General features: G+C 50.5%; 21 protein-coding genes. 9 read left to right on the top strand and 12 right to left on the bottom strand.

The window, feature by feature from the left end:
- The first annotated feature begins 264 nt into the window (after nt 1–264).
- A complete protein-coding gene (locus ACO0LF_RS29030) occupies nt 265–1,299 on the top strand; it encodes a porin (protein ID WP_423020496.1) in 1,035 nt (344 codons plus the stop codon).
- A gap of 241 nt (nt 1,300–1,540) precedes the next feature.
- Here ACO0LF_RS29030 and ACO0LF_RS29025 read toward each other — a convergent pair whose 3' ends face one another.
- The 8 genes from ACO0LF_RS29025 to dusB form a co-directional block, all read right to left on the bottom strand.
- Nucleotides 1,541–2,365 (bottom strand): 2-keto-4-pentenoate hydratase, encoded by an 825-nt coding sequence (locus tag ACO0LF_RS29025; protein WP_423020494.1) that lies wholly within the window; start codon nt 2,363–2,365, stop codon nt 1,541–1,543.
- Nucleotides 2,366–2,414: 49 nt separating this feature from the next.
- Nucleotides 2,415–3,485 (bottom strand): Holliday junction branch migration DNA helicase RuvB, encoded by a 1,071-nt coding sequence (gene ruvB / locus ACO0LF_RS29020; protein WP_423020492.1) that lies wholly within the window; start codon nt 3,483–3,485, stop codon nt 2,415–2,417.
- A gap of 3 nt (nt 3,486–3,488) precedes the next feature.
- Nucleotides 3,489–4,070: a Holliday junction branch migration protein RuvA gene (gene ruvA, locus ACO0LF_RS29015; RefSeq protein ID WP_423012883.1), complete on the bottom strand. Its 582-nt coding sequence runs from the start codon at nt 4,068–4,070 to the stop codon at nt 3,489–3,491.
- A gap of 124 nt (nt 4,071–4,194) precedes the next feature.
- Nucleotides 4,195–4,737: a crossover junction endodeoxyribonuclease RuvC gene (gene ruvC / locus ACO0LF_RS29010; RefSeq protein ID WP_423008970.1), complete on the bottom strand. Its 543-nt coding sequence runs from the start codon at nt 4,735–4,737 to the stop codon at nt 4,195–4,197.
- A gap of 768 nt (nt 4,738–5,505) precedes the next feature.
- On the bottom strand, nt 5,506–5,787 hold the full coding sequence (locus ACO0LF_RS29005; RefSeq protein WP_423020490.1) for a GIY-YIG nuclease family protein: 282 nt from the start codon (nt 5,785–5,787) through the stop codon (nt 5,506–5,508).
- 90 nt (nt 5,788–5,877) lie between these two features.
- Complete coding sequence (gene purH / locus ACO0LF_RS29000; protein WP_423020488.1) at nt 5,878–7,443, bottom strand: bifunctional phosphoribosylaminoimidazolecarboxamide formyltransferase/IMP cyclohydrolase; 1,566 nt, start codon at nt 7,441–7,443, stop codon at nt 5,878–5,880.
- A 47-nt stretch (nt 7,444–7,490) separates the two neighbouring features.
- Entirely contained in the window at nt 7,491–7,724 is a 234-nt protein-coding gene (locus ACO0LF_RS28995; RefSeq protein WP_110258221.1) for a helix-turn-helix domain-containing protein, read from the bottom strand.
- A gap of 93 nt (nt 7,725–7,817) precedes the next feature.
- A complete protein-coding gene (dusB, locus tag ACO0LF_RS28990) occupies nt 7,818–8,828 on the bottom strand; it encodes a tRNA dihydrouridine synthase DusB (protein ID WP_423020486.1) in 1,011 nt (336 codons plus the stop codon).
- Nucleotides 8,829–9,175: 347 nt separating this feature from the next.
- Here dusB and ACO0LF_RS28985 point away from each other — a divergent pair, with 347 nt between their 5' ends.
- Entirely contained in the window at nt 9,176–10,504 is a 1,329-nt protein-coding gene (locus ACO0LF_RS28985; protein WP_423020484.1) for an NAD(P)/FAD-dependent oxidoreductase, read from the top strand.
- A gap of 74 nt (nt 10,505–10,578) precedes the next feature.
- Here the strand turns inward: ACO0LF_RS28985 and ACO0LF_RS28980 are convergent, their stop codons facing one another.
- Nucleotides 10,579–12,267 (bottom strand): hypothetical protein, encoded by a 1,689-nt coding sequence (locus tag ACO0LF_RS28980; RefSeq protein ID WP_423020482.1) that lies wholly within the window; start codon nt 12,265–12,267, stop codon nt 10,579–10,581.
- A gap of 253 nt (nt 12,268–12,520) precedes the next feature.
- Between ACO0LF_RS28980 and ACO0LF_RS28975 the strand changes: the two genes are divergently transcribed.
- From ACO0LF_RS28975 to ACO0LF_RS28960, 4 genes are all read left to right on the top strand, one after another.
- On the top strand, nt 12,521–13,159 hold the full coding sequence (locus ACO0LF_RS28975) for a hypothetical protein (protein WP_423020480.1): 639 nt from the start codon (nt 12,521–12,523) through the stop codon (nt 13,157–13,159).
- 17 nt (nt 13,160–13,176) lie between these two features.
- Complete coding sequence (locus tag ACO0LF_RS28970) at nt 13,177–14,238, top strand: sensor histidine kinase (RefSeq protein ID WP_423020478.1); 1,062 nt, start codon at nt 13,177–13,179, stop codon at nt 14,236–14,238.
- 2 nt (nt 14,239–14,240) lie between these two features.
- A complete protein-coding gene (locus ACO0LF_RS28965) occupies nt 14,241–14,981 on the top strand; it encodes a LytR/AlgR family response regulator transcription factor (protein WP_423020476.1) in 741 nt (246 codons plus the stop codon).
- 397 nt (nt 14,982–15,378) lie between these two features.
- On the top strand, nt 15,379–16,611 hold the full coding sequence (locus ACO0LF_RS28960) for an alpha/beta hydrolase-fold protein (protein WP_423020474.1): 1,233 nt from the start codon (nt 15,379–15,381) through the stop codon (nt 16,609–16,611).
- A gap of 191 nt (nt 16,612–16,802) precedes the next feature.
- Here ACO0LF_RS28960 and ACO0LF_RS28955 read toward each other — a convergent pair whose 3' ends face one another.
- From ACO0LF_RS28955 to tyrS, 3 genes are all read right to left on the bottom strand, one after another.
- Nucleotides 16,803–17,471 carry a histidine phosphatase family protein gene (locus ACO0LF_RS28955; RefSeq protein WP_423020472.1) on the bottom strand — a complete coding sequence of 223 codons (669 nt, stop codon included), beginning with the start codon at nt 17,469–17,471 and terminating at the stop codon, nt 16,803–16,805.
- A gap of 15 nt (nt 17,472–17,486) precedes the next feature.
- On the bottom strand, nt 17,487–17,927 hold the full coding sequence (gene dtd, locus ACO0LF_RS28950) for a D-aminoacyl-tRNA deacylase (protein WP_423008992.1): 441 nt from the start codon (nt 17,925–17,927) through the stop codon (nt 17,487–17,489).
- Nucleotides 17,928–18,113: 186 nt separating this feature from the next.
- A complete protein-coding gene (tyrS, locus tag ACO0LF_RS28945) occupies nt 18,114–19,385 on the bottom strand; it encodes a tyrosine--tRNA ligase (protein WP_423020470.1) in 1,272 nt (423 codons plus the stop codon).
- 264 nt (nt 19,386–19,649) lie between these two features.
- Here tyrS and ACO0LF_RS28940 point away from each other — a divergent pair, with 264 nt between their 5' ends.
- The 3 genes from ACO0LF_RS28940 (at nt 19,650) to ACO0LF_RS28930 (ending at nt 22,769) form a co-directional block, all read left to right on the top strand.
- Entirely contained in the window at nt 19,650–21,020 is a 1,371-nt protein-coding gene (locus ACO0LF_RS28940; RefSeq protein WP_423020468.1) for a peptidoglycan DD-metalloendopeptidase family protein, read from the top strand.
- A gap of 66 nt (nt 21,021–21,086) precedes the next feature.
- Nucleotides 21,087–21,557 (top strand): GNAT family N-acetyltransferase, encoded by a 471-nt coding sequence (locus tag ACO0LF_RS28935; protein WP_423020466.1) that lies wholly within the window; start codon nt 21,087–21,089, stop codon nt 21,555–21,557.
- A 63-nt stretch (nt 21,558–21,620) separates the two neighbouring features.
- A complete protein-coding gene (locus tag ACO0LF_RS28930) occupies nt 21,621–22,769 on the top strand; it encodes an anhydro-N-acetylmuramic acid kinase (protein WP_423020464.1) in 1,149 nt (382 codons plus the stop codon).
- Nucleotides 22,770–23,609 lie beyond the last annotated feature (840 nt).

Raw genomic sequence — 23,609 nt, 5'->3', positions numbered from 1 at the left:
ATCTTGCTCTGATTGCATCAAAATACTTTCTTTTGTGGCAATTATTGTTGCTTATCCGAGACATAATCACTCCATATTCCTGCTCAAAGCCGATTTAGCTTGGCTGTCTAACACCATTTTTGGTCAAATACGTTAACTTCTTTTTAGCGGTCTTGTCGGTTCTTAAGTATTAGCGCGTTTCGTGCGATCAATTTTTGGCTCTGTTTTGCGCGAGTTGTGCTTAATGTAGTTCATATCAATGTGAAATCCTTTGGAGAAATATCAATGAAAAAATCACTCATCGCTCTGTCAGTTTTGGCTGCTGTTGCTGGTACAGCACAAGCTCAATCTTCCGTAACTATCTACGGTGTACTGGATATGGCGTTGCAAAATGAAAGCAATGGCGCTGGTACAAAAGGCGCGGGCAATGTTACATCTCTGGATTCCGGCGTTCAATCCGGTTCCCGTTTGGGTTTCAAGGGTACTGAAGATCTGGGCGGCGGTCTGAAAGCTATCTTCAAACTGGAAATGGGCGTTAATGCCGACACAGGTGCATCCGCTCAAGGTGGCGTTGCATTCGGTCGCGCAGCATGGGTAGGTTTGGCTGGTGATTTCGGTTCTGTTAAATTGGGTCGTCAAAACAAGCCTATGTTTGACGTAGTTGACGCTATCGATCCATTCAGCACTGGTATCGTTGGTGGTACTGCTGGTCAAAGTACAAGTGCAACTGGCTTCGGTAACTTGTTCTTCGCTACCAACCCACGTTCCACAAACACAATCAACTACTCCACGAATGATCTGAGTGGCTTCTCTGCATCCGTTGCTTACACATTTGGTGAAGTCGCTGGCGACAATTCTAAAAATCGTGGTATTGGCGTGTCTGGTCAATATGCTGCTGGCCCATTCCTGGGTGTAGTTGCTTACCACACAGAAAATGATGCAAATGCACAAGCAATCAAGCATTTGTTCACAGGTGCAACATATGACTTCGGCGTAGTTAAAGGCGCCCTGGCATACGGTAAAGTTACTTCTGATAACAACTCTGTTGACAACAAAATGTGGTTGATCGGTGGAACAGTACCTGTGAGTACTGCTGGTGCCGTTATCGGTACATACGCACGTGTAACAAACAATCTGGTATCAGCTGGTAATTCTAACCAAATCGCTATTGGTTACACACACTCTCTGTCCAAGCGTACTAACATCTACACATCCTTCGAGCGTCTGTCGAATGATGCAAACACAAATGCAGGTGGTCTGGCTTCCGGTAACGGCGTGACAGAACGTCTGGTGAACGTAGGTATCCGCCACATGTTCTAATTTTATGCTGACTTATGTCAGTATAAAAAAGAGCTAAGCAAGATTGAAAAAGCACTCCGGCGGAGTGCTTTTTCTTTGCATGTATAGTTTGTGAAGCAAGGTCTGCACTAGATTCTGCTAGCTCTATACAGCCAGGCAGAGCAAAAAAATGGCTGACATCGTGCAATGTCAGCCTTTTTTTATGTCGCCATCCAAAATATTTAATAGTAATTAACAGTTATTGCTGAGGTTTTAACTGCTTTTAAGCAAAACTGACACTTAAGCCTGGTAGAGGGATGCCTGAGAAGGCGGTGCCCCAGGTTTGCCCTGCTTGTACTGGATAAGCATCCGTCCAGGTGCCCGTGGTGATGATTTCACCTGCCTGCAAAGGCGGGAATTGCGGCTGTTTTTGCAGCAAGCCATGCAGGTGCCAGATCGCATGTAATGGGCTGTCCAGTACATTGCTGCCAAAACCGGCGCTCAACAAAGTGCCATCGCAAGACAATGAGACGCTGGCATTGGCCAGCAACTCAGCCAAGTGCTGGCGGCTGGCGCTCGACAGGATGCGCGGCTCACCGATCAGCAGGGTGCCGTGCAAGCCCAGTGCAGCTATCGCATCGGCTGCCTCAAACTTCCAGTCAGGGTAGGGGCTGACGACGATCTCTATGCCATGGGCCATCCATTCCAGGCAATCTGCCAGCTCTTCTATGCAGGCGTCGGCAGCAGGTGTCCTGCCGAGCTTGAATACCACTTCCGGCTCTATGCGTGGTTGCAAGGCTCCTGTCAGGCTTTGGTAGGCGTGGTTATCTTCGACATAGCGCACCGTGCTGTCAAACAGGCTGCTCCAGATAGGTTCGCGTATGGCGGCTTTCTCACCATACTTGGTCCACAGCTTGCGGTTGGTAAAGCCCAGTTTGCGGCCTATGCGTACCTCGCCTTCGGCTGCACGTATGGTGTCGGATGCTTTGGCAATGTCATACGCATCAGCGATGCTTAATTCAAATTGCCAGCTCAGAGGATTGAGGTGCTGGGTACGTGCCCGGGCTTCGAGGAAGGTGTAGGCGTGTTGTTCGGCTAGTAAGGACATGGCATCAAATTCGGTTGGATTGAGCGCAAACTAGGAAGTGATCGGCGTATTAGCTACCACCCCATAAGTCACCGTTATTGCCCGATTTGGGCATGGTCACGCCAAAATGCTCATAGGCGGACGGCGTTGCTATCCTGCCTCTGGGCGTGCGTTGCAAAAAACCCTGCTGTATCAAATAGGGTTCCAGTACATCTTCTATGGTGTCGCGTTCTTCGCCTATGGCTGCTGCGACATTGTCCAGACCTACCGGGCCGCCACCAAATTTAAAGAGGATGGCTTCCAGCAGTTTTCTATCCATCAAATCAAAACCAACGGCATCGACATCCAGCATTTTCAATGCTGCATCGGCAATGTTTTTGGTGATTTCGCCATTGCCCTTGACCTCGGCATAATCGCGTACCCGTCGTAACAGGCGATTGGCGATACGAGGCGTACCACGCGCCCGCTTGGCGATTTCTCGTGCACCATCAGCCTGTATCGGTGCACCCAGCAATGATGCTGAACGGCTGACGATCTTGGTCAATTCTTCTGGGGTATAAAATTCCAGTCTGGCGACAATGCCGAAGCGGTCGCGCAAGGGGTTGGTCAGCATGCCAGCGCGGGTAGTGGCACCGACCAGGGTGAAGGGCTGTAAATCCAGCTTCACGGATCGCGCTGCCGGGCCTTCGCCTATCATGATGTCGATCTGGTAGTCTTCCAGCGCCGGGTACAAAATCTCTTCTACGACAGGCGACAGGCGATGTATCTCATCGATGAAGAGCACATCATTGGCTTCCAGATTCGTCAGCAGGGCTGCCAGGTCACCGGCACGTTCCAGCACCGGGCCAGACGTCTGGCGCAGGTTGACACCCATCTCGCGCGCAATGATATGTGCCAGCGTGGTTTTACCCAGGCCTGGCGGGCCAAACAGCAAGGTGTGATCGAGTGCTTCACTGCGCTGCCTGGCCGCTGTGATGAAGATTTCCAGCTGCCCGCGTATTTTTTCCTGGCCCACGTATTCATCAAGCTGTTTGGGGCGCAGGGCGCGCTCTATCGCCTCTTCATTGGGGGAACTGGGCGTGGCCGAGATAATGCGTGGCTCGCTGAAGTTGGATGAAAGATTGTCGGTCTGTATCGTCATGGCTTAACCCTTGGACAAGGCTTTCAATGCCAGCTTGATACCATCAGAGACGCCGCTACCTGCAGGTACGGATTTCATGGCCAGCAAGGCTTCCTTGTCGGAATAACCAAGTGCCTGCAAGGCATTCAGGATGTCGGCGCTATGGTCGCCTGCTGCCAGGGCTGCAGTGGCAGTGCCCAGGTCTGCACCCAGCTTGCCTTTGAGTTCCAGCAGCAAACGTTCAGCAGTTTTCTTGCCTATGCCGGGCACACGGGTCAGGCGTCCGGCTTCCTGCAGGGTGATCGCCTGCGCCAGGTCGGCTACCGACATGCCAGATAAAATGGATAAAGCAGTACGGGCACCGACGCCGCTGATCTTGATCAATTGTTTGAAAGTGCTGCGTTCTTCTGCCGTGCCAAAACCAAACAGGACGTGGGCATCTTCACGTATCGCCAGATGCGTCAGCAATACCACTTTTTCACCCAGATGCGGCAGGTTATAGAAAGTGCTCATGGGCACATCAACTTCATAGCCCACGCCCTGGCAATCGACCAGCAATTGCGGAGGATTCTTTTCTATCAGAGTGCCTGCAATGCGACCTATCATGAGACTGCTTTCATACTGTATGAATAAGCAGTGATAGTAAACGATTCTGGCGCATTTGACGAGGCAAATGCGGGGAAATTATATGGATATTGCAATGCTGCAATATAGTGGGTTCCGCCAGAAGCTAGCCGACCAGGCGTCCACCCTTGACGCGCAAGCCCTTCTTGGCAAGGCCGGGAGCAATTGCACCCAGCGTCGCCAGGGTATCTCCACTATGGGCATGGCAAATCGCCACGCCCAGCGCATCGGCAGCATCACTGCCAGGCAGGCCGGATAAAGCCAGCAGGCGTTGCACCATGTCCTGTACCTGTTCTTTCTTGGCACGACCATGGCCAACCACGCCTTGCTTGACTTGCAGGGCTGTATATTCAGCCACTGCCAGATCCGCCGCCACCAGCGCGCAAATCGCCGCACCGCGGGCTTGCCCCAGTAACAGGGTAGATTGCGGATTGACGTTGACGAAGACTTTTTCTATGGCCGCGCAATCGGGCTGGTAAGTGCGTACTATTTCTGAAACACCTGATAATATGGTTTTCAGGCGTTCGGGCAAAGTGCCATCGATGGTCTTGATCGTACCCGAGGCGATATACGTCAGCTTGCTACCCTGTTTATGAATGACGCCAAAACCGGTGGTACGCAAGCCGGGGTCTATGCCTAGGATTTTCATGAATTGTTTTGTTGGTATCTGTGAGCTTGCGTTGGTGCTGCTGAGAAGGGCTTGCTGGGGAGTATAGCGTATCAGTGTGGATTTTTATTTGTTGCTATGTGAGTGGGTGATTACTTTTGTTTATTGTTATTTGTGATTGATGTACGTGGCATGCTGCGAGTTGTTATTGCTTTGTGAATTATATTCGTGTGTTGCGAACGCCGCTGGAGCTACGTTAACTTGGTTGGTCATTTGTGGATGACACTTATCCTGGTTTGTATCGTTGTATGCCGTCAGATTAAATAGGTTACCCCCCTCAAATTCGTCATTCCTGCGCAGGCAGGAATCTAGTGTCGTTTGTGATATGCCGAGGTGTTTATTGCATGCGCAAATATTCCTTGCATGCCGGGGTTGTTGCTACTTGCGAATGATATTTGTGTACAGCGAACGCCGCTAGGCTCCAGCCTTCGCTGGAGCGACGTTAACTTGATTGGTCATTTGTGGATGACGCTTAGCCCGGTTTGAATCGTCGTAATGCTGTACGGTCAATTCAGTAAATATCCTCAAATTCGTCATTCCTGCGCAGGCAGGAATCTAGTGGCGTTCTTGGTATGCCGAGGTGCTAATTGCTCACGAAGATATTTCTTGCATGTTGGCGTTGAAAGTATTGGCGAATGGTATTCGTGAACAACCAACGTCACTGGAGCGCCAGCCCGGTAGCCTCCAGCCTTCGCTGGAGCGACGTTAAGATTGGTTATGGCACGTCAGCGGTAAGGAGCTTGGAGAGATTCAGATAATATCCAAATACAAATCCCGCCAGTAAGGATTGGTTTCTTCAATTAATCTGATCTTCCATTCCCGCTTCCAGGCCTTGATCTGCTTTTCACGCTGAATCGAGGAAAGTATAGAATCAGTTTGTTCAAACCAGACCAGTTGATGAACCTTATGTCGGGAGGTAAAACTGTCAACAAAGTCATTCTTATGCTGATAAATACGCGCGATCAGATCGCTAGTAACACCAACATATAATGTGCCATTTCTGGCGCTGGCAAGAATATAGACGTAAGCCATGGAAAGGAACTTGGAATAAAAAACGGCTCTGGGTTAACAGAGCCGTTTTAAACAAAATAGCTAATTGATCAATGCTGCCTCAACATCATATCAATGACGGAAATGACGTGTACCGGTGTAGACCATCACCACACCACGTTCATCCGCAGCATCAATTACTTCCTGGTCACGCATGGAGCCACCCGGGTGGATCACGCAAGTTGCACCAGCATCGACCACCACATCCAGGCCATCACGGAAGGGGAAGAATGCATCAGACGCAACGGCAGAACCAGTCAAAGTCAAACCAGCATTCTGTGCCTTGATAGAGGCGATGCGGGCAGAGTCTATGCGGCTCATCTGGCCAGCGCCTACACCCAGTGTCATGCCATTGCCGCAGAAGACGATGGCATTTGATTTGACATACTTGGCTACGCGCCAGGCGAACATCATGTCAGCCATTTGTTGTGGCGTTGGCTGCAATTTCGAGACGACACGCAACTCTTCCTGCAAGACGTTTTTGGCATCCGGTGCCTGTACCAGCAAGCCACCGCCAACACGCTTCATGTCATACAGGTTGAAGCCATTGCCCAGAGAAATTTCCAGCAGGCGCACATTTTGTTTTGCAGCGAAAATCTGTTTTGCTTCGGCAGTGAAAGATGGCGCGATCAGCACTTCAACAAATTGCTTGGCGACGACTTCAGCAGCTTTGCCATCGAGTTCGCGGTTAAAGGCGATGATGCCGCCAAAGGCAGAAGTCGGGTCAGTCTGCAAAGCCTTGCTATAGGCTTCAAATGGTGTCGTGCCCAAAGCCACGCCGCAAGGATTGGCATGCTTGACGATGACGCAGGCAGATTCAGCGAAAGACTTCACGCATTCCCATGCGGCATCGGCATCAGCGATATTGTTGTAAGACAGTTCCTTGCCTTGCAATTGCTTGTAGTTGGCCAGCGAACCTTCGAGGGATTTCAGGTCGCGGTAGAAGGCGGCTGACTGGTGCGGGTTTTCGCCGTAACGCATTTCCTGCACTTTTTCAAAATGCAGGTTCAGGGTTTGCGGATAAGCGCTGCGTGTGGTGTGTGCCTTGTCTTCACCCAGGCTGGTCAGATAGTTGGTGATGGCACCATCGTATTGCGCTGTGTGGGCAAATACTTTTTTCGCCAGTGTGAACTTGGTGTCATAGCTGACGACGTTTTGACTCGCCTTCATTTCTGCCAGCACAACTGCATAATCAGCCGGGTCTACAATGACGGTGACGTCTTTGTGGTTCTTGGCAGAAGAGCGCAACATGGTTGGTCCGCCGATGTCGATATTTTCTATCGCATCTTCGAGTGAGCATTCACCCTTGGCGACAGTTTGCTGAAACGGGTACAGATTGACCACGACCATATCGATGGTAGGGATGCCATGCTGTTCCAGCGCTGCCACATGTTCAGGAAAATCACGGCGTGCCAGAATACCGCCATGCACTTTAGGGTGCAGGGTCTTGACACGGCCATCGAGCATCTCGGGGAAGCCGGTGTAATCAGCCACTTCAGTAACAGGCAGGCCATTGTCAGCCAATAACTTGGCTGTGCCACCCGTAGACAAGAGCTTGACACCGAGCGCAGACAATTCACGTGCAAATTCGAGCACACCGGTCTTGTCGGAGACGGAAATGAGGGCTTGTTTGATCATGATTTTTGATGTGAGTAAGGAAATCGGTGTCAAGCCTCGCGGATGGATTAAAGCAAACCGTGCTGCTGCAATTTCTTGCGCAAGGTATTCCGGTTAATGCCCAACATATCGGCGGCTTGTGACTGGTTGCTCGATGCGCGCGTCATGACCATTTCTAACATCGGTTTTTCAACGGCTAACACGACCATGTCGTAAATATTGGATGCGGGTTGCTCGCCCAGGTCACGGAAATACTTTTCCAGGTTTTTGTGGACGGCGTCTTGAATGCTATCTTTGCTCATGCTGTTTTTATCACTGTTCGGTTAAGCCAGGCGGCGGGTAGTCCATGCTTTATGGACGGCAAGACAATTTATTTTTTGTAAAAGTACTTTGTCTTATGCTGCCAGTTTTTCTTCAAAGGGGCGGTATTGTAACCGCTCCCCAGCCATGTGATCAAAAAAACTGCTGACAGCGGCAAGTTGTTCATCGCAATCCGTCAGTAAGTTCATTTGTTGCCGGAATTCTTCCCCGCCTACCAGGTCTTGCATATACCAGCCTATGTGTTTGCGTGCCGTTCGTACGCCCAGATAGTCACCATAAAAGGCATAGTGCGCTTTCAAATGGGCATCCATGAGTCCACGAACTTCAGAAATCAGTGGGGCAGGTAAATGCTCGCCGGTATTGAGGAAATGCTCGATCTCGCGAAAGATCCACGGTCGGCCTTGCGCCGCCCGGCCTATCATGATGGCGTCAGCACCGGTGGCCTCCAAGACATATCTGGCTTTTTCCGGTGTCGTGATGTCGCCATTGGCAACTACGGGGATATTGACTACGGCCTTGACGGCAGCAATGGTCTCATATTCGGCATCACCCTTATAGCCATCGGCCCGGGTGCGTCCATGCAGGGTCAGCATTTGTATGCCAGCCGCTTCTGCCATGCGGGCAATGTTCAGGGCATTTTTATTGGCCCTGTCCCAGCCGGTACGGAACTTGAGGGTGACTGGTACATCGACTGCGCCGACCACCGCATCCAGTATCTGACCAACCAGGCTTTCATGCTGTAACAAGGCAGAGCCACACCAGGCATTACAGACCTTTTTAACCGGGCAACCCATGTTGATATCGATGATTTGCGCACCTTTATCAACATTATGCCTGGCGCAATCGGCCAGCATTTGTGGATCAGCACCGGCAATCTGCACGGCCTTGGGTTCCATTTCGCCTTCATGGTTGGTACGGCGCGTGGATTTTTCTGTTTCCCAGAGTTTGGGATTGGAGGCCGCCATTTCAGACACGGCATAACCCGCACCCAGTTCTTTGCACAACTGACGGAAAGGTCTGTCAGTCACGCCAGCCATGGGAGCGACAAAAATATTATTACGCAGCACGTAAGAGCCGATTTGCACGATCAGGGAAGGGGGAAATTCGAAGAAGCGCTATTCTACCTGAATCCTGCTTAAATATTCGGCAAAATCGTTACTACTCGTAAGGAATATTTTTATCTATATGACATGCTGATGCGATAGTATAAATCTCGCTAAAACAGCCTTGTTTTAGACTTGTATTTCTAAATTTTTGCTTAAGTGAGCATGTCAACCAAGCTTTCAGCGTATATGTGTATACTCTTACTGTAGATTGTTATATTGACTCCTGTCAAAAGTGCATTCCCTTGGCCCTGATTGCTGGGCTGATTACTGGGCTGATTGTTGGATCATCGCCAAAGGAATACATTTTTTATATTAAGGGAGTCGTCGTGAACACGCAAAACAAGGAGGCAGTACATAGAATTACCATCGTAGGCGGTGGTGCAGGCGGGCTGGAACTGGCAGTGCGCCTGGGCAAGAAATTAGGCAAGAGTGGCAAGGCCATCATCACGCTGGTGGACGCCAGCCGTACCCATTTGTGGAAACCTTTATTGCATCAGGTTGCCGCAGGCACCCTCGACAGCCATGCTGACGAGCGCGAATACTTCGCCCTGGCGAGGTCCAATCATTTCGGATTTCGACTTGGCCGCATGGAAGGACTGTCGCGCGAGAAGAAAGAAATCTACATCGCTCCCATGCTCGATGAAAACGGCGTCCAGTTATTGCCACGTCAGGCTATTGCCTATGACAGCCTGGTGATAGCCCTGGGCAGTCAGACCAATGATTTCGGCACGCCCGGCGCACGCGAAAACAGCATCATGCTTGATTCACCTGCTGCGGCAGAGCGTTTCCATCAACGTCTCATCAATTATTGTCTGCAGGCGCAAAGCCAGCAACAAAGCTCAGGCGAAGGCCGTTTTACCGTCACCATCATAGGTGGAGGTGCCACCGGTGTAGAGCTGGCAGCAGAACTGCATATGACTACCAAAATCCTGTCCAGCTACGGCCTGGTGAATTTTCATCCTGAAAAAGATTTAAAGATCGTCATCGTCGATGCTGGTACCCGTTTGCTGCAAATGCTGCCTGAGCGTGTGTCCGATTCCGTCGCCCGTGAATTGCGCAGCATGGCGGTAGAAGTGCATACCAATGAAAAAGTGGTCGATGTCTCCAAGGCCGGCGTGCAGATGGCCAGCGGCAAATTCATTCCAAGCGGCATCGTGGTCTGGGCAGCGGGCATCAAAGCGCCAGAGTTTTTAAAAGACCTCGATGGGCTGGAAGTCAATCGCATCAACCAACTGGTGGTGACCCGTACTTTGCAAACCACGCAAGACCCGGCTATCTTCGCGATTGGTGATTGCTGTGCCTGCCCGCAAGGTGAGGGTTTGCCTAACGTGCCGCCGCGCGCGCAGTCTGCTCACCAGCAGGCCAGCACGCTGGCAAAAACCCTGGTGCGCCGCCTGCAAGGTAAATCTGCGCTGGAATTTACCTATAAAGACCATGGTTCGCTGGTCTCGCTGGGTAATTACAGCACGGTTGGTAGCCTCATGGGCTCACTGGCTAGCGGTTCCGTTTTTATCGAAGGCACGCTGGCAAAATGGATGTACTGGTCATTGCACAAGCAGCATCAGATGGCAGTCAATGGTCTGTTCCATACCTGGCTGTCCACCTGGGCAGAGACCATAGACAGGGTGCGTAATCCACGTATCAAGTTGCACTGAACTATTGCACGGAGCTATTGCACTGAGCTGTGGCAGATTGGGTTGCACCCAATCTGCCTGCATTAGACTGTCATTCACTGCCCGTTTTTCACCTGCCGCATGAATACCGCGCTGTCTGGCCTGAAGAAGGCGGCATTGATCTTGTTTGCCAGCTTGTCGAAGGCTCGCTCTGCCATCACCGCATAGACCTGGCCTTCAGGCGCGCGATGCAGCACGTCGCGACTGGATGTCTTGTAATCAACATTGAAAGAATCTGGCGGCTCTACTTCCAGATCAAATTTCCAGCGATCTTTGGCATTGGGTACCAGGATGGCAGCCTTGAAGCGCATGACCAAGCCGACAAAGGCATCATCCTGTTTGTCTGATGTGTACACCTTGCCAGAGGGCTCTATCTGGTAGGCGATCAGCAATCTGGGGACATTGTCTTTGGCCGCAGGATTGGCATTGAAAGCCAGTACATCATTGGGGAAGATGGAACTGAATGCACTGCGCATGCCATCGACAATCCGGGTTTCCCTGGTGGCGGCACTGTTATCGGCAAAGTATTTTGCTGCCGGTATGATCTTCATGCCACGTAATTTGTTTTCCTTGAGTTTCAAGAAAATGTCCAGCTGACTCAAATCATTTTCTGTAGGGCGGTTAAAGCTGATCGCCACATTCGGGTTGTCATGTTCCTCGGCGAACTTCAGTAATTGCTCCATGGACTTGATCATGCCTGTATCCGAATTGACTGCCTGCGCCCGGAACTTTTGCAAGGCGCTGTCATACAGCAAATGAATTTCCTCTGCCACGTCGGGCAGGATATCTGATTGCGGGAAACGTCTCTTCAACTGGCGCAACAGCGTGACAGAGTGTTTTTTCTGCACTTCGTTGAACACCACACGTGGCAATTCAGCCTGCATTTCAGCCAGTTTGAATTTGCCGTTGGCGAGGTAACCCAGATACGCGGCTTCAGTTTGCGACTGCTTGGCATTCAAGTACATTTTCTTGTCGGAGGCTGCATTCCTGCCATACCAGAATACGGCGGCAATCAGGATGGCCAGCATCAGCAATACTACTTTGAGCTCAATCAACAGAGTGAGTATGCGCTTGGGCAGGCTGGTAGTCGCCAGGGCTTCTCGCCACTTGTTTTTACGCACATCCAGGAAAGGATCAAAGCCATACAGACTGGCGATGTCACGATCGTGGAATGCATTCCTCGCCTTGGTCTTGTAGGTATTGAATTTTTCCAGCGCGATTTCTGCCTGGTTCAGGTTCGTGATGACCAGGTCTTTGCGGGTACCATCATTGAAACTGAAAGAGAAAACGGTTTTTTTATAACGCCCATTGTTTTCATGATGCGTGGCATCCAGTTTGCGCAATTGTGCCAGGTCATGCACGGCAATCTTATTGCTACGTATGTCGACCAGGGCCAGAGGGAACAGATAATGTCCTGGCAAGAACCGAAACTTGGCACTTAATTGCATGCGCTGCCAGATCGCATGCCCTGCATACACCGCACCAAAAAACAAGATGGCATACCAGGTTATCAAACCTGTCTTATGCCATGCAATATCGTTAATAGGATCACCAAAATGAGCTGCCGCAGTCAGGAAAATGAAGAAACTGCAAACTGCCAGGAGTGTCACATGCAAAAAATACCAGCGCGCATTGGCCGTGACTTGCCCATGCACGAGAAAATCAGGGCTCTTGACTGATCGGGCCAAATGCTTTTTGACATTACGGGGTAGTGCATCATAATCGAATTGATAGAAGACTCGCACCAGGACTATCCTTCAGCTAAAAGTGGCTGACCAGCAAAACGGACGCGCAGGCTTGATGCACTACACAATTGCTGGGTAAAGCAGGCAGTATCGCCATTTACCATGCCATGGTCAATTCACTTGTGTCATTCTGGCAGGCCATGCATAAAACTATTTTTTATCACGTCCATTCATCAGAAAATTTCCGCCATTTATCGGCGTGGATGGGACTTCAATCGCAAAGCGAAGGAAATCAAATTTGTTTATCCGTATATTGCACATCATCAACAACCCACATGGAGTAAAGATGATGAAACACTGGAAAATCCTGATCGCCGCCCCCCTGGTTGCATTTGCTGTCAATTTCTCTTATGCAGGCGCGGTCAAGAATGGCATCCCCAAAGGCTGGACAGGCAATGGTGCGATTGCCACCCATTATGAAAGTGGGATTGATGAGTCGCAAGGGAGTAAAGAGCAACCGGCTTTCTTTATCGCCTCAAAAGAGACAAGCACTGATGATGATTTTGCCGCCATCACACAAGTGGTCGATGCAAGTGCATATCGTGGAAAAAACATGGTTTTAAAAGCATCCGCCCGCCACACGGATGAGTTGGGTCGCTACGAACTCTGGATCCGAACTACTGATGACAAAGGCGGTGTTCGCATCACCTCCTCTAGCGGAGCTAAAGGGGGCGCTTGGGAAGCGGTGAGGGTTCAGGCACCAGTGAGCGCCAATGCGCAAAAACTGGAGTTAGGGATAGGTATCAGAAAACAAGGGAAATTGCTGGTAAAAGACCTGTCCTTTGCTGAAGCCACCGCAAATAATTCCATACCTGAGCGCAAGCCTATAGCCAACGATGTCAACATCGGTCAGGCAAACGCAGCGATAAAAAACCTGAATTTCTCGGAATAAGAAAGATGCGTACAGACATGACGATAACTCATGCGGATATAAATAAGTCAGGCACATTGAACGCGTGGCCATTGTTACCCATGCTGGCGGTGCTGGGTTTGCTGGTGTATGCAAGCCTTGGCCCCAGCCGCTCAGCCTGGCTGGCAGATAGCCTGGCTATCCTGCTGACCTATACTCTGGCACAAGCTGGTTTATGTCTGTCGCAAAAAATACTGTGGTTCAAACATCCCAGCCAGCGCTGGACTATTCTGGCGCTGTCCGTGGCGCTGGCATTGTTTGCAGGTCTCAAGGCGGAAGCTGCATTCTGGCCTGTGATGAGCACAGGACATGCCAGCTGGTTATTGCCTGCCATTCTCCTGGTGTTTATTTTCGTCACTGTCTTGCCTGCCGCCATAGACCTGGAAATTCGGCACCGCACTCAGGCCAGTCTGGCGGCGGAAGCCAGCAAGCACAAAGTCGAGAGACAAATGCTGGAAGCCAGATTGGCAGCCTTGCAGGGCCAGATAGAGCCACATTTTTTATTCAATACGCTCGCCAACACCCGTGTCCTGATACACCAGGATGCAAATCAGGCAGAACAAATGCTGAACCACCTGATTGCCTACCTGCGTGCCGCCATGCCCGACATGCGCCTGAGTACCACCACACTGGGGCAAGAGCTGGACAGGGCTGCCGCCTATCTGCAAATCTTCCAGATACGCCTGGGCGCACGCTTCCAGTTTTCTGTGCAGGCAGCAAATGATGCGCGCGCCTGCCTGATCCCGCCACTGGCTGTCATGAGTCTGGTGGAAAACGCCATCAAGCATGGCATAGAGCCACAGCCAGGTGATGTACGCATAGATATCATTGCGCATAATGAAGCAGGGCAGTTACAGGTAGAAGTCAGAGATAATGGCCGTGGTTTTCACGGAGAACTGGGCAGTGGCGTGGGTTTGCTGAACGTGCAGGAAAGATTGCTCGCCCTGTTCGGTGAACAGGCAGAATTACGCCTGCAGGCCCAGGATGACGGTGGTGTAAATGCTATGCTGATCCTGCCTGCCAGATTCGACAATCAAGAGAAAGATAGTGCGTGGGTATGACCTTGCAAACAGTAACAAGACCGCGTGTTTTAATCGCCGAAGATGAAGCGATTTTGCGACAAGAACTGCATACTGCCTTACAGTCTTTATGGCCGGAACTGGATGTGGTGGCTACGGTCGATGATGGAATTCGTGCTGCCCAGGCCATTGCTGATTTGCAGCCTGACCTGGCTTTTCTGGATGTACGCATGCCGGGTTTAAATGGGATTGATGTCGCCCGCCTGGCTCGCCACCCTTGTCACATCGTCTTCCTGACTGCGCATAATGACTATGCTGTCGATGCCTTTGACCAGGGGGCAGTGGATTACCTGCTCAAGCCTCTCGATATAGGCCGCCTGGCTTTGGCCGTGCAAAGACTCAAGCAACGCCTGTCGCAGCAACCGGCTGACCTGTCTGCCCTGCACATCAAAAAAACGCAAGACGCTCTGCGCTGGATACAGGCTTCCGTCGGCAACCAGATACGCTTCATCAATGTCAGCGATGTATTGTGTTTTCGGGCAGACGCTAAATACACCAAGGTTATCACCACCAAACTGGAAGCACACATACGCACCACCATCAAAGACCTGGCTGCGCAACTTGATGCAGATAAATTCTGGCAGATATCGCGCAGCAATATCGTCAATGTGGCAGCGATAGATGCGGTGCAAAGAAGTGATGGCGGGCTGGCTTTGCGCCTGCAGGCCAGTGATGAATGGCTGGCAGTATCGCAGGCTTATCAATCTCAATTCAGGCAGATGTAGATACTAAGTGCTGATTGAGCTACGGCGCTTCTTAACTTAAACTTGAAACGCTCGCTACGCTTACTCAACACTTAGTACGATAAATTTTTGAAAAATGCCGTCGTTGTTTTGGCGGCAGTGCTTTCTATCGTAATGGTGCCCATCGTTAGCAAGAAATTTGTTGATCACCTTGATCATCCTTCTCGACAAAACCCTCAAATTCCACCGACGTCATTTGTCGTTCCAGTCCTACGTATATCAGCTTATGTATGGCTTCGCTTTTCCTCCGATCTTTGCTTGCCGCAGGTCTTGCACCTTCAAATCTGCTTGACTTGGAATTGTTGATAATGCAATCTTGCTCCCGCACTATAAAAGTGCTTGTAACTTCCCTGACTAATTTCATGAGGTTGAGCTTGTTATGATACACATCAGAATATTTGTTTTTTTGTTGAGTTTGCTGAGTTTGGTAGGACTGGTCCATGCAGAAGAAAAAAGCGAAAACATTATTGTCGGCACGATAGATACCATACATTCAAATGTTTTGAATGAAGATAGAAAGATTTGGGTGCATGTTCCCAAGCCCAAGGCTGGCCGGGGACCGGAAAAGTCAGTTTACCCAGTGGTGTATTTACTGGATGGGAGTGACCATTTTCATTCCATGATGGGTTTGATGGAAAGACTCTGCCGGGGAGATGGTTATCCTTGTCCTGAGATGATCCTGGTTGCTGTAACACATAATAATCGCACGCGTGAATTGACGCCAACCAAGGCTGGCTCAGTGATGGCACCAGAAAAAATCCAGGAAAATTCTGGAGGTGGTGAAGCATTTTCTGCGTTTCTGGAAAAAGAGTTAATTCCTTACATTAACGCAAAGTATCCCGTTGCCCCTTATCGCGTGATGGTAGGTCATTCCCTGGGTGGTCTGGCTGTATTTCAAACCTTGCTACATCATACGAAGCTATTTGATGCTTACCTGGCGATAGACCCGAGTCTGTGGTGGGATAATGCCTTGACTGCCAGGCAAATGGAAGCGGCTATTAAAGATGGACGCTTGACTAATAAATCGCTTTATCTAGCCGTAGCGAATACGCTAAAAAACGGTCTTCAATTTGATCAGGCAAGGTCGGCAACTGATAATGGCAGTGCCCATATCCGTGCCATGCTCAGAGTAGCCGATATGCTGGATGCTCAGCCGCAAAAAAATTTCCACTGGAAATGGAAATATTACCCTGAAGAGAATCACGGTTCCATCCCTGTCATCGCTGAGTACGATGCCTTGCAGTTCCTTTTTGATTTTTACAAGATAGCTGATACAGAGCGTTTATATGATGAAAAAGTCGATGGCGCCCTGGAGCTAAAGCAGCATTTTGAAAAAGTCAGTCAGCGCTTGGGTTATCAGCAATTTCCAAAGCTGAGTTTTGTGAATATGATGGGACAGCATTTCTTAAATGAAAAAAAATTAAAGAATGCCCATGATTTCCTTGAGCTGAATGTCAAGAATTATCCTAATAATCCTTTATCTTATGAAGGTATGGGTGACTACTACCAGGCGGCTGGCGAGCAGGCCAAGGCGAAAGAGGCATACCAGCAAGCTGTGAACCTGGATGCGAATTCCAGGGCCAAAGAAAAATTGGAAAAGTTAACGAAGTAAAAAGTAAGTACCAGCATCGTGAACGCTATTGATACCTGTTGATGATATTTTATTCGCCAATCGCTTTGACTGTGTACCACGAAAGCCGCGGTATTCCTGCCTGCGCAATTTAAGGTCGCTCCAGCGCAGGCTGGAGCACGGTGGCGTTTTTCAACGGACAGATAATGCCTGTTATTGCCATCGCAAAGACATCAATGCTTCTCGACCTTGCTCTGATTAATCTCGTCCAGCCCATCTGCATCCAGGTGGGCAATATCTCCCCATTGCACCAGCTTGATTTCTTTGCCCGTCACTTCAAAGCGATTGATGCTGGCGTTGTAGATGGTCACTTCGCGTGGCGCATTCAGGGGTAAATCCTTGGCGGCGCGGTAGGCGCATTCGAGTACGCCGCCGTGGGCGACGAGGGCGATTTTCTTGCCTTCAAATTGTTTTGCATAGTGCAGCACATGCTCCATCACACGCTTGTGGAACTGGCGTATGGTTTCACCTTCATTTTCACCCGGCGGGAATTGCGCATCTGGTTCATGTGCTTGCCAGGCATTGTATTCCCTGCGATAGAGGCTGGGCAGTTCGCTATACAGCTTACCTTCAAAACCACCAAAGCAGCGCTCACGCAAACCTTTATCTATGCGGGTGCTGACGCCTTGCAGGCGGGCGATTTCACCGGCGGTTTGCACGGCGCGCTGCAAGTCGCTGGAGACTATTGCATGCAGCTTTTCATTTTGCAAAGCCCAGGCCAGTGCCTTGGCCTGGCGTGTGCCTTCAGCATTCAGCGGGATGTCGAGGTGGCCTTGCAAACGGCGTTCTGCATTCCAGGCGGTTTCGCCGTGGCGTATCAATAAAATTTCTGTGGGTTTCATTTGTTTATTTTGTTCTTATTTTGTTTTTAGCCAGAAGGTCACCGGACCATCATTGGTCAGCGAGACTTTCATGTCAGCACCAAAGCTGCCGGTTTCTACCTGCGCATGTTTGCTGCGCGCCTGGGCGACGAAGTAATCGAATAATTGCCTGCCCAGCTCTGGTGGTGCTGCCGGTGTGAAAGACGGGCGGGTGCCGGAATTGGTATCCGCCGCCAGCGTGAATTGCGGCACCAAGAGCAAGCCGCCTTGTACGTCGGTGACGCTGCGGTTCATCTTGCCAGCGTCGTCGGAGAATACGCGGTAAGCGAGTAATTTTTTTAACAGGTCGTCAGCTTGCTTTTCAGTATCTTCGCGCTCGGCGCAAACCAGGACCATCAGGCCGGCATGGATGGCGCCTATGGTATTGCCATCGACGACGACTTTGGCTTCGGTGACTCTTTGGAGTAGGGCGATCATGGGGATGTGTTTGGTTTTGTTGCTTGGGATGGGGGTGAAGAGATGGCAGGCGAAATCTCGTAGCCTGTGCAGGATTGTAGGTTGGGCTACGGTTTACCAGCCCAACACTCGGCGCTTGAATAACGTTCAAGTCATTTGAGGCCCAGTGTTGGGCTGATGAAGCGTAGCCCAACCTACGCATAAGCATCAAGCCGTCAAGGTCACTTTCGCAAACTTGCGACGACCAACCTGGACCACAAATGTACCGGCTTCAACTTTCAATCCCTTGTCGCTGATAACAACAGAATCAATACGCACACCACCTTGCTCAACCATGCGCATGCCTTCACCCGTCGAGGCGCACAGATTAGTTTGTTTCAATAACTGACCTATGCTCAAAGGTGCTCCACTGATAGTGACTTCCTCCACATCATCCGGTATCCCACCCTTGGAACGATTGACGAAATCCGCCAGCGCATCTTCCGCCGCTTGCCTGTTATGGAAGCGCGTCACGATTTCCTGTGCTATCGCCACCTTGATATCACGCGGGTTCTGGCCTTCGGCGACTGCTTTTTTGTAGGCAGCGATCTGTTCCAGTGAACAGAAAGACAGCAGCTCGTAGTAACGCCACATCATGGTGTCAGAAATACTCATGATCTTGGCGAACATGGTGTTCGCCGGCTCAGTGATGGCGATGTAGTTGTTCTTGGACTTCGACATTTTCTCGACGCCATCCAGGCCTTCCAGCAAAGGCATGGTCAAAATACATTGCGGCTCTTGTCCATAATCTTTTTGCAGTTCACGACCCACCAGCAGATTGAATTTCTGGTCAGTGCCACCAAGTTCCAGATCAGATTTCAGGGCGACAGAATCATAACCCTGCATCAGCGGGTATAAAAATTCATGCACGGAAATCGGGGTGCCCGCCTTGAAGCGTTTGGTGAAGTCATCGCGCTCCATCATGCGGGCGACGGTGTACTTGGATGACAGCTGTATCATGCCGCGTGCGCCTAGCGGGTCTGACCATTCAGAGTTGTAGCGTATCTCGGTTTTGCTGGCGTCCAGCACCAAAGCAGCCTGCTTGAAATAAGTCTGGGCATTGTCTTCGATTTGTTCGCGCGTCAGTGGCGGGCGAGTGGCATTGCGGCCAGACGGGTCACCGATCATGGATGTGAAATCGCCGATCAAAAAGATCACGGTATGGCCCAGATCTTGCAACTGGCGCATCTTGTTGAGCACGACAGTGTGACCAAGGTGCAAATCTGGTGCAGTCGGGTCCAGGCCCAGCTTGATGCGCAGGGGCTTGCCAGTTTGTTCGCTGCGAGCCAGTTTTTGGGCAAACTCGGATTCAATGAGCAGTTCATCAACACCGCGTTTGGCGACTGCCAGTGCATGTTGCACTGCATCGGACAAGGGCAGGATTTTGCTGGCATTGCCAGTGTTTTCAGAGGAGCTGGAATTATGTTCAGAAGTCATCATTAATATAGATCAATTTTTTTGTAACACCGCTGGTCGAATTCCAAAACTGAATCCATAATCAGCGTTTGCCAAATTCTGGGTGTTGGTTAATTAGCAGGGATTATCACTCAAACCGGATGTCAGCAATTTACTTGCTAGTTCCCTGGTTTTATAATCCCAAACTTTAGTGTTGCTGTCTTGATACCATGCGCATTTTATGTGCAAGTGCATCTCACTGCAACGATCTCGAATTTTCGATAAAAACAGTCAATTTTAACTTATTGCATGCGTCCAACAGATAAATTACTTCGATTAGTCTCTGGTGGCAGGCTGTTGTTTGGCACCACACGCGCTACGCGCATTGTTTCCGTCTCCGCACTTTTCTTCGCAGTTTGCGCATTTGGCGCAGTTGGTGTTGCTCCTTTGGCACCAGATGCATCTGACTTGCCAGTCAAGCGCATCAAAGAAGAACTCAGCCTGCCTTCACTCGATGCCCAGGTCGCCGCACTAGAAGCGGTTGATCAGCAATTCATTCGTGAAGCCACCTTCAAGAGCAGTGAGCAATTGGCCACGTTCTTGCAGCGCATAGGCGTGGATGACGATGAAGCAGCACAGTTCATCAAATCAGACAGTATTGCACGCGGTATCCTGCAATTCAGGGCTGACAAAACCGTGGCAGTCAAAACGGATGAAGAAGGTGAACTCCTGTGGTTGCAAACAACGGTCTCCGATGGCCCGGACAAACCAGTCAGAAACATCGTCATCAGCCGTGATAATAATGGCAAGCTGACATCTTCCGATATCAGCGCCAAGCTGGAAAGGCGTGTAGAAATGGCAACTGCCTATATCCGCACCGCTTTCTACCCGGCAGCCGATGATGCCATGATCCCTTACAACGTCACCGAACAGGTTAAGTCCATGTTCGAGACCAATGTTGATTACCAGCGCCTGCAAAAGGGCGACTATTTCAATATTGTCTACGAAAGCTTCTGGCAAAACGGTGAACGCGTCCGCACTGGCCGTGTGCTGGCAGGTGAATTCAGCAATTCTGGCAAGTTGTACCAGGCTGCTTGGTTTGAAGAAACTGGCGGTAAAGGTGGTTATTACACTTTTGACGGCAAGTCACTCAAAAAAGCCTTCCTCAAGTCACCGATAGAATTTACTCGCGTATCCTCTGGCTTCTCCATGCGCGTGCATCCTATTTCAGGTCATTGGAAAGCCCATAAGGGCGTCGACTTTGCTGCTGCCACTGGCACACCTATCCGTGCCTCTGCTGATGGTGTGGTTGATTCAGCAGCGCCAAGCAATGGCTATGGCAACCTGGTCGTGCTCAAGCACTGGAATAACTACAGTACTGCCTATGCCCATATGAGCCGTTTTGCTGCTGGCATACACAAAGGCAGCAAGGTTAGCCAGGGTGATGTGATTGGTTATGTAGGCACGACAGGCTGGTCTACTGGCCCGCATCTGCATTATGAGTTCCGCGTCAATAATGAAGCCCGTGACCCCATGAGCATCAACATGACCGAAGCTGCACCATTGGCAACTGCAGAAATGTCGCGTTTCAAAGGCTTTGCTGGCGACATGAATCATAGATTCAACCTCCTGCACCCAGAACGCATGGCAGAAGTCATGCGCCTGGCCAAGCGCTCTTAATTTTTAAGTAATTTGACTGCAGGTAAAGTAATCATACGCAAGGCAGAGACAGCAGATGTCTCTGCCTTGACCGTTTTAATACTGCAAGTCTGGCTTGATACTTATGTCAAACAAGGCGTCAGGCAAGCCATCGCTGACTATGTCCTGTCTGAATTGACAGTGGCGCGCACGGCAGCCTATCTCGCACAAGCGCATACCCATATCCTGCTGGCAGAAACCAATGGCCATCTGGTTGGCTATTGCCAAACCTCGCAGGGCAAGCGTCATGTCCAGGTAACCGCAGAGCATCAGGCTGAACTCGATCATCTCTATATACATCCGGCTTTTTTTGGCCGCGGCATCGCTCGCCAACTGTTGACTGAGGCTGAAGCGCATCTGCGTGAACTGGGCGTACAGCAGGTCTGGCTGACCACCTGGGTCGGCAATGACAGGGCGCGACACTTTTATCCACTGGCTGGTTATGCCGACATAGGCGCGACCACCTTCCATATGGAAGGTGAGGACATCGCCAATAGAATTTTCTGCAAGTCCCTGTAATATCAGGCTGACTCTTCTATACTCTTGCTGATTAAGGTCAACGATATGGCAGGCGGGATACGCATGAGCATGCAGCACGACAAAAACAATACAAACAATATATATATAGGCATGATGTCCGGCACCAGCCTCGATGGTGTTGATGGCGTCATGGTGAGCCTGCCTGACCCTGACAATGAGGCGGGTGCTGGCATGCAGGTACTGAGCAGTGCTTACATCCCGTTTGATGCTGAGCTGCGTCAGCAAGTCATGCGCCTGCAGCAAGTCAGTGAGAATGAATTGCATCATGAGGCATTGCTGGCAAATGCTCTGGTCAAAATCTATGCTTCCTGCGTCAAAAAATTACAGGCGCTTGCAGAAGTGCAAGTCGTGCATGCCATAGGTGTGCATGGACAAACCATCAGGCACAGGCCGGAACTGGGCTATACCCGCCAGACCAATAATCCCTCCTTGCTGGCAGAGTTGACAGGCATCGATGTCATCGCTGATTTTCGCAGCCGTGATGTCGCTGCAGGTGGCCAGGGCGCACCCCTGGTGCCTGCCTTCCATCGCGCTGTGTTTGGTCGTGCAGGCGCTTCCAGTGTCGTCGTCAATATCGGCGGCATCAGCAATATCAGCGTTTTGGCCGCAGATGGCAGTACCCGTGGTTTTGATACCGGCCCGGGCAATGTCCTGATGGACGCCTGGATGCAGCAACACCAGGGCAAGACTTATGATGCCAATGGCGACTGGGCGGCACAGGGTAATGTCATCCCTGCATTGCTGACCAGTCTGATGGATGAAGCGTATTTGCAGCTCTCTCCACCAAAAAGCACAGGCCGCGACCTGTTTCATCCGGCCTGGCTACAGAGCAAGCTACTGGGTTTTGCCGCAGTTCGTCCCGTCGATGTGCAGGCAACCTTGTGCGAATTCACCGCACTGACATTGGCAAATGAGATTGTCAGCCATGCAAGTGATGCTTCCCATGTCTATGTCTGCGGCGGCGGTGCTTACAATCACCAGCTCATGCAGCGCTTGCAAGCTTTGCTATCTCTCCAGTCATGCAATGCCCTGGTCAATAGCACTGCCATACTGGGCATCGCCCCAGAACAGGTAGAGGCCCTGGCTTTCGCCTGGCTGGCACAAAGATTTTGTCTGCGCCTGCCAGGTAATCTGGCGGATGTCACCGGCGCAGCAGGCGGGCGCATCCTGGGCGCGTTATATCCGGCGTGAAAGCTAACAAGCTTTTTAGTGTAATTAGTGACGGTGAGCATGTTTCTGGCCGATGAGCGAGATGTCATTAATATAGACCCGCTCAAATCTTTTGCTCCTGCGCAGGCAGGAGGCTACCGGGCAGGAGCCCAGCGTCGTCCGTCGATAAGCCGCGATACTTGCTCACAGACATATATAAATATGAGAATGCAAAGGGTGCGCGCAGCGCACCCTTTAGTTTTTGCCTTTATTAGCCTTTCAACAAACGAAGTAAATAATTACCGATAAAGCCTTGCGGATAAGGACAGTAGTTTGCTATAGTTCGCCTCCCGCTGAAAGGCGGGTGAGAAGAGAAGTAAAAGTAGCCAGGCCCGAGAAATGAGCGATTGAATAAATTGCGGAATAAACGGGCAGCTGTGAACACCGAACAACAGTTTTGTACGCTTGAAAGAGCGAAATAAAACGAAGTGAAATCAAGGTGTTGACAGTAAAAGCGAAATGCTCCATAATCTCGTTTCTCTGCTGCTGACGCACACAACGCTGCGACGCAAAACTGGATGAATAAGTAGTCCGGTTAAGTAGAAAAGAATACGGTTCTTTAACAATTAACAGTCAATAAATGTGGGCACTTGGTGAAGCGCACCATTCGATCTAGGTTGAATGGCATGCTTAAATAATATAGCAAGTGTTCACAAGAAATAACAAAGCAAGACGATGATTCAGAGATGGATCATTGAACTGTCAGTATTTTGAGTGAGCGACATGTCACGTATGTGACATAGACAAGAAATTGTCGAAAAACAGAGATTAAACTGAAGAGTTTGATCCTGGCTCAGATTGAACGCTGGCGGCATGCCTTAC

The organism is Undibacterium sp. Di27W, from assembly GCF_049340345.1.
Taxonomy (GTDB): domain Bacteria; phylum Pseudomonadota; class Gammaproteobacteria; order Burkholderiales; family Burkholderiaceae_D; genus Undibacterium.
This window is presented reverse-complemented; position numbering and strand designations above follow the sequence as displayed.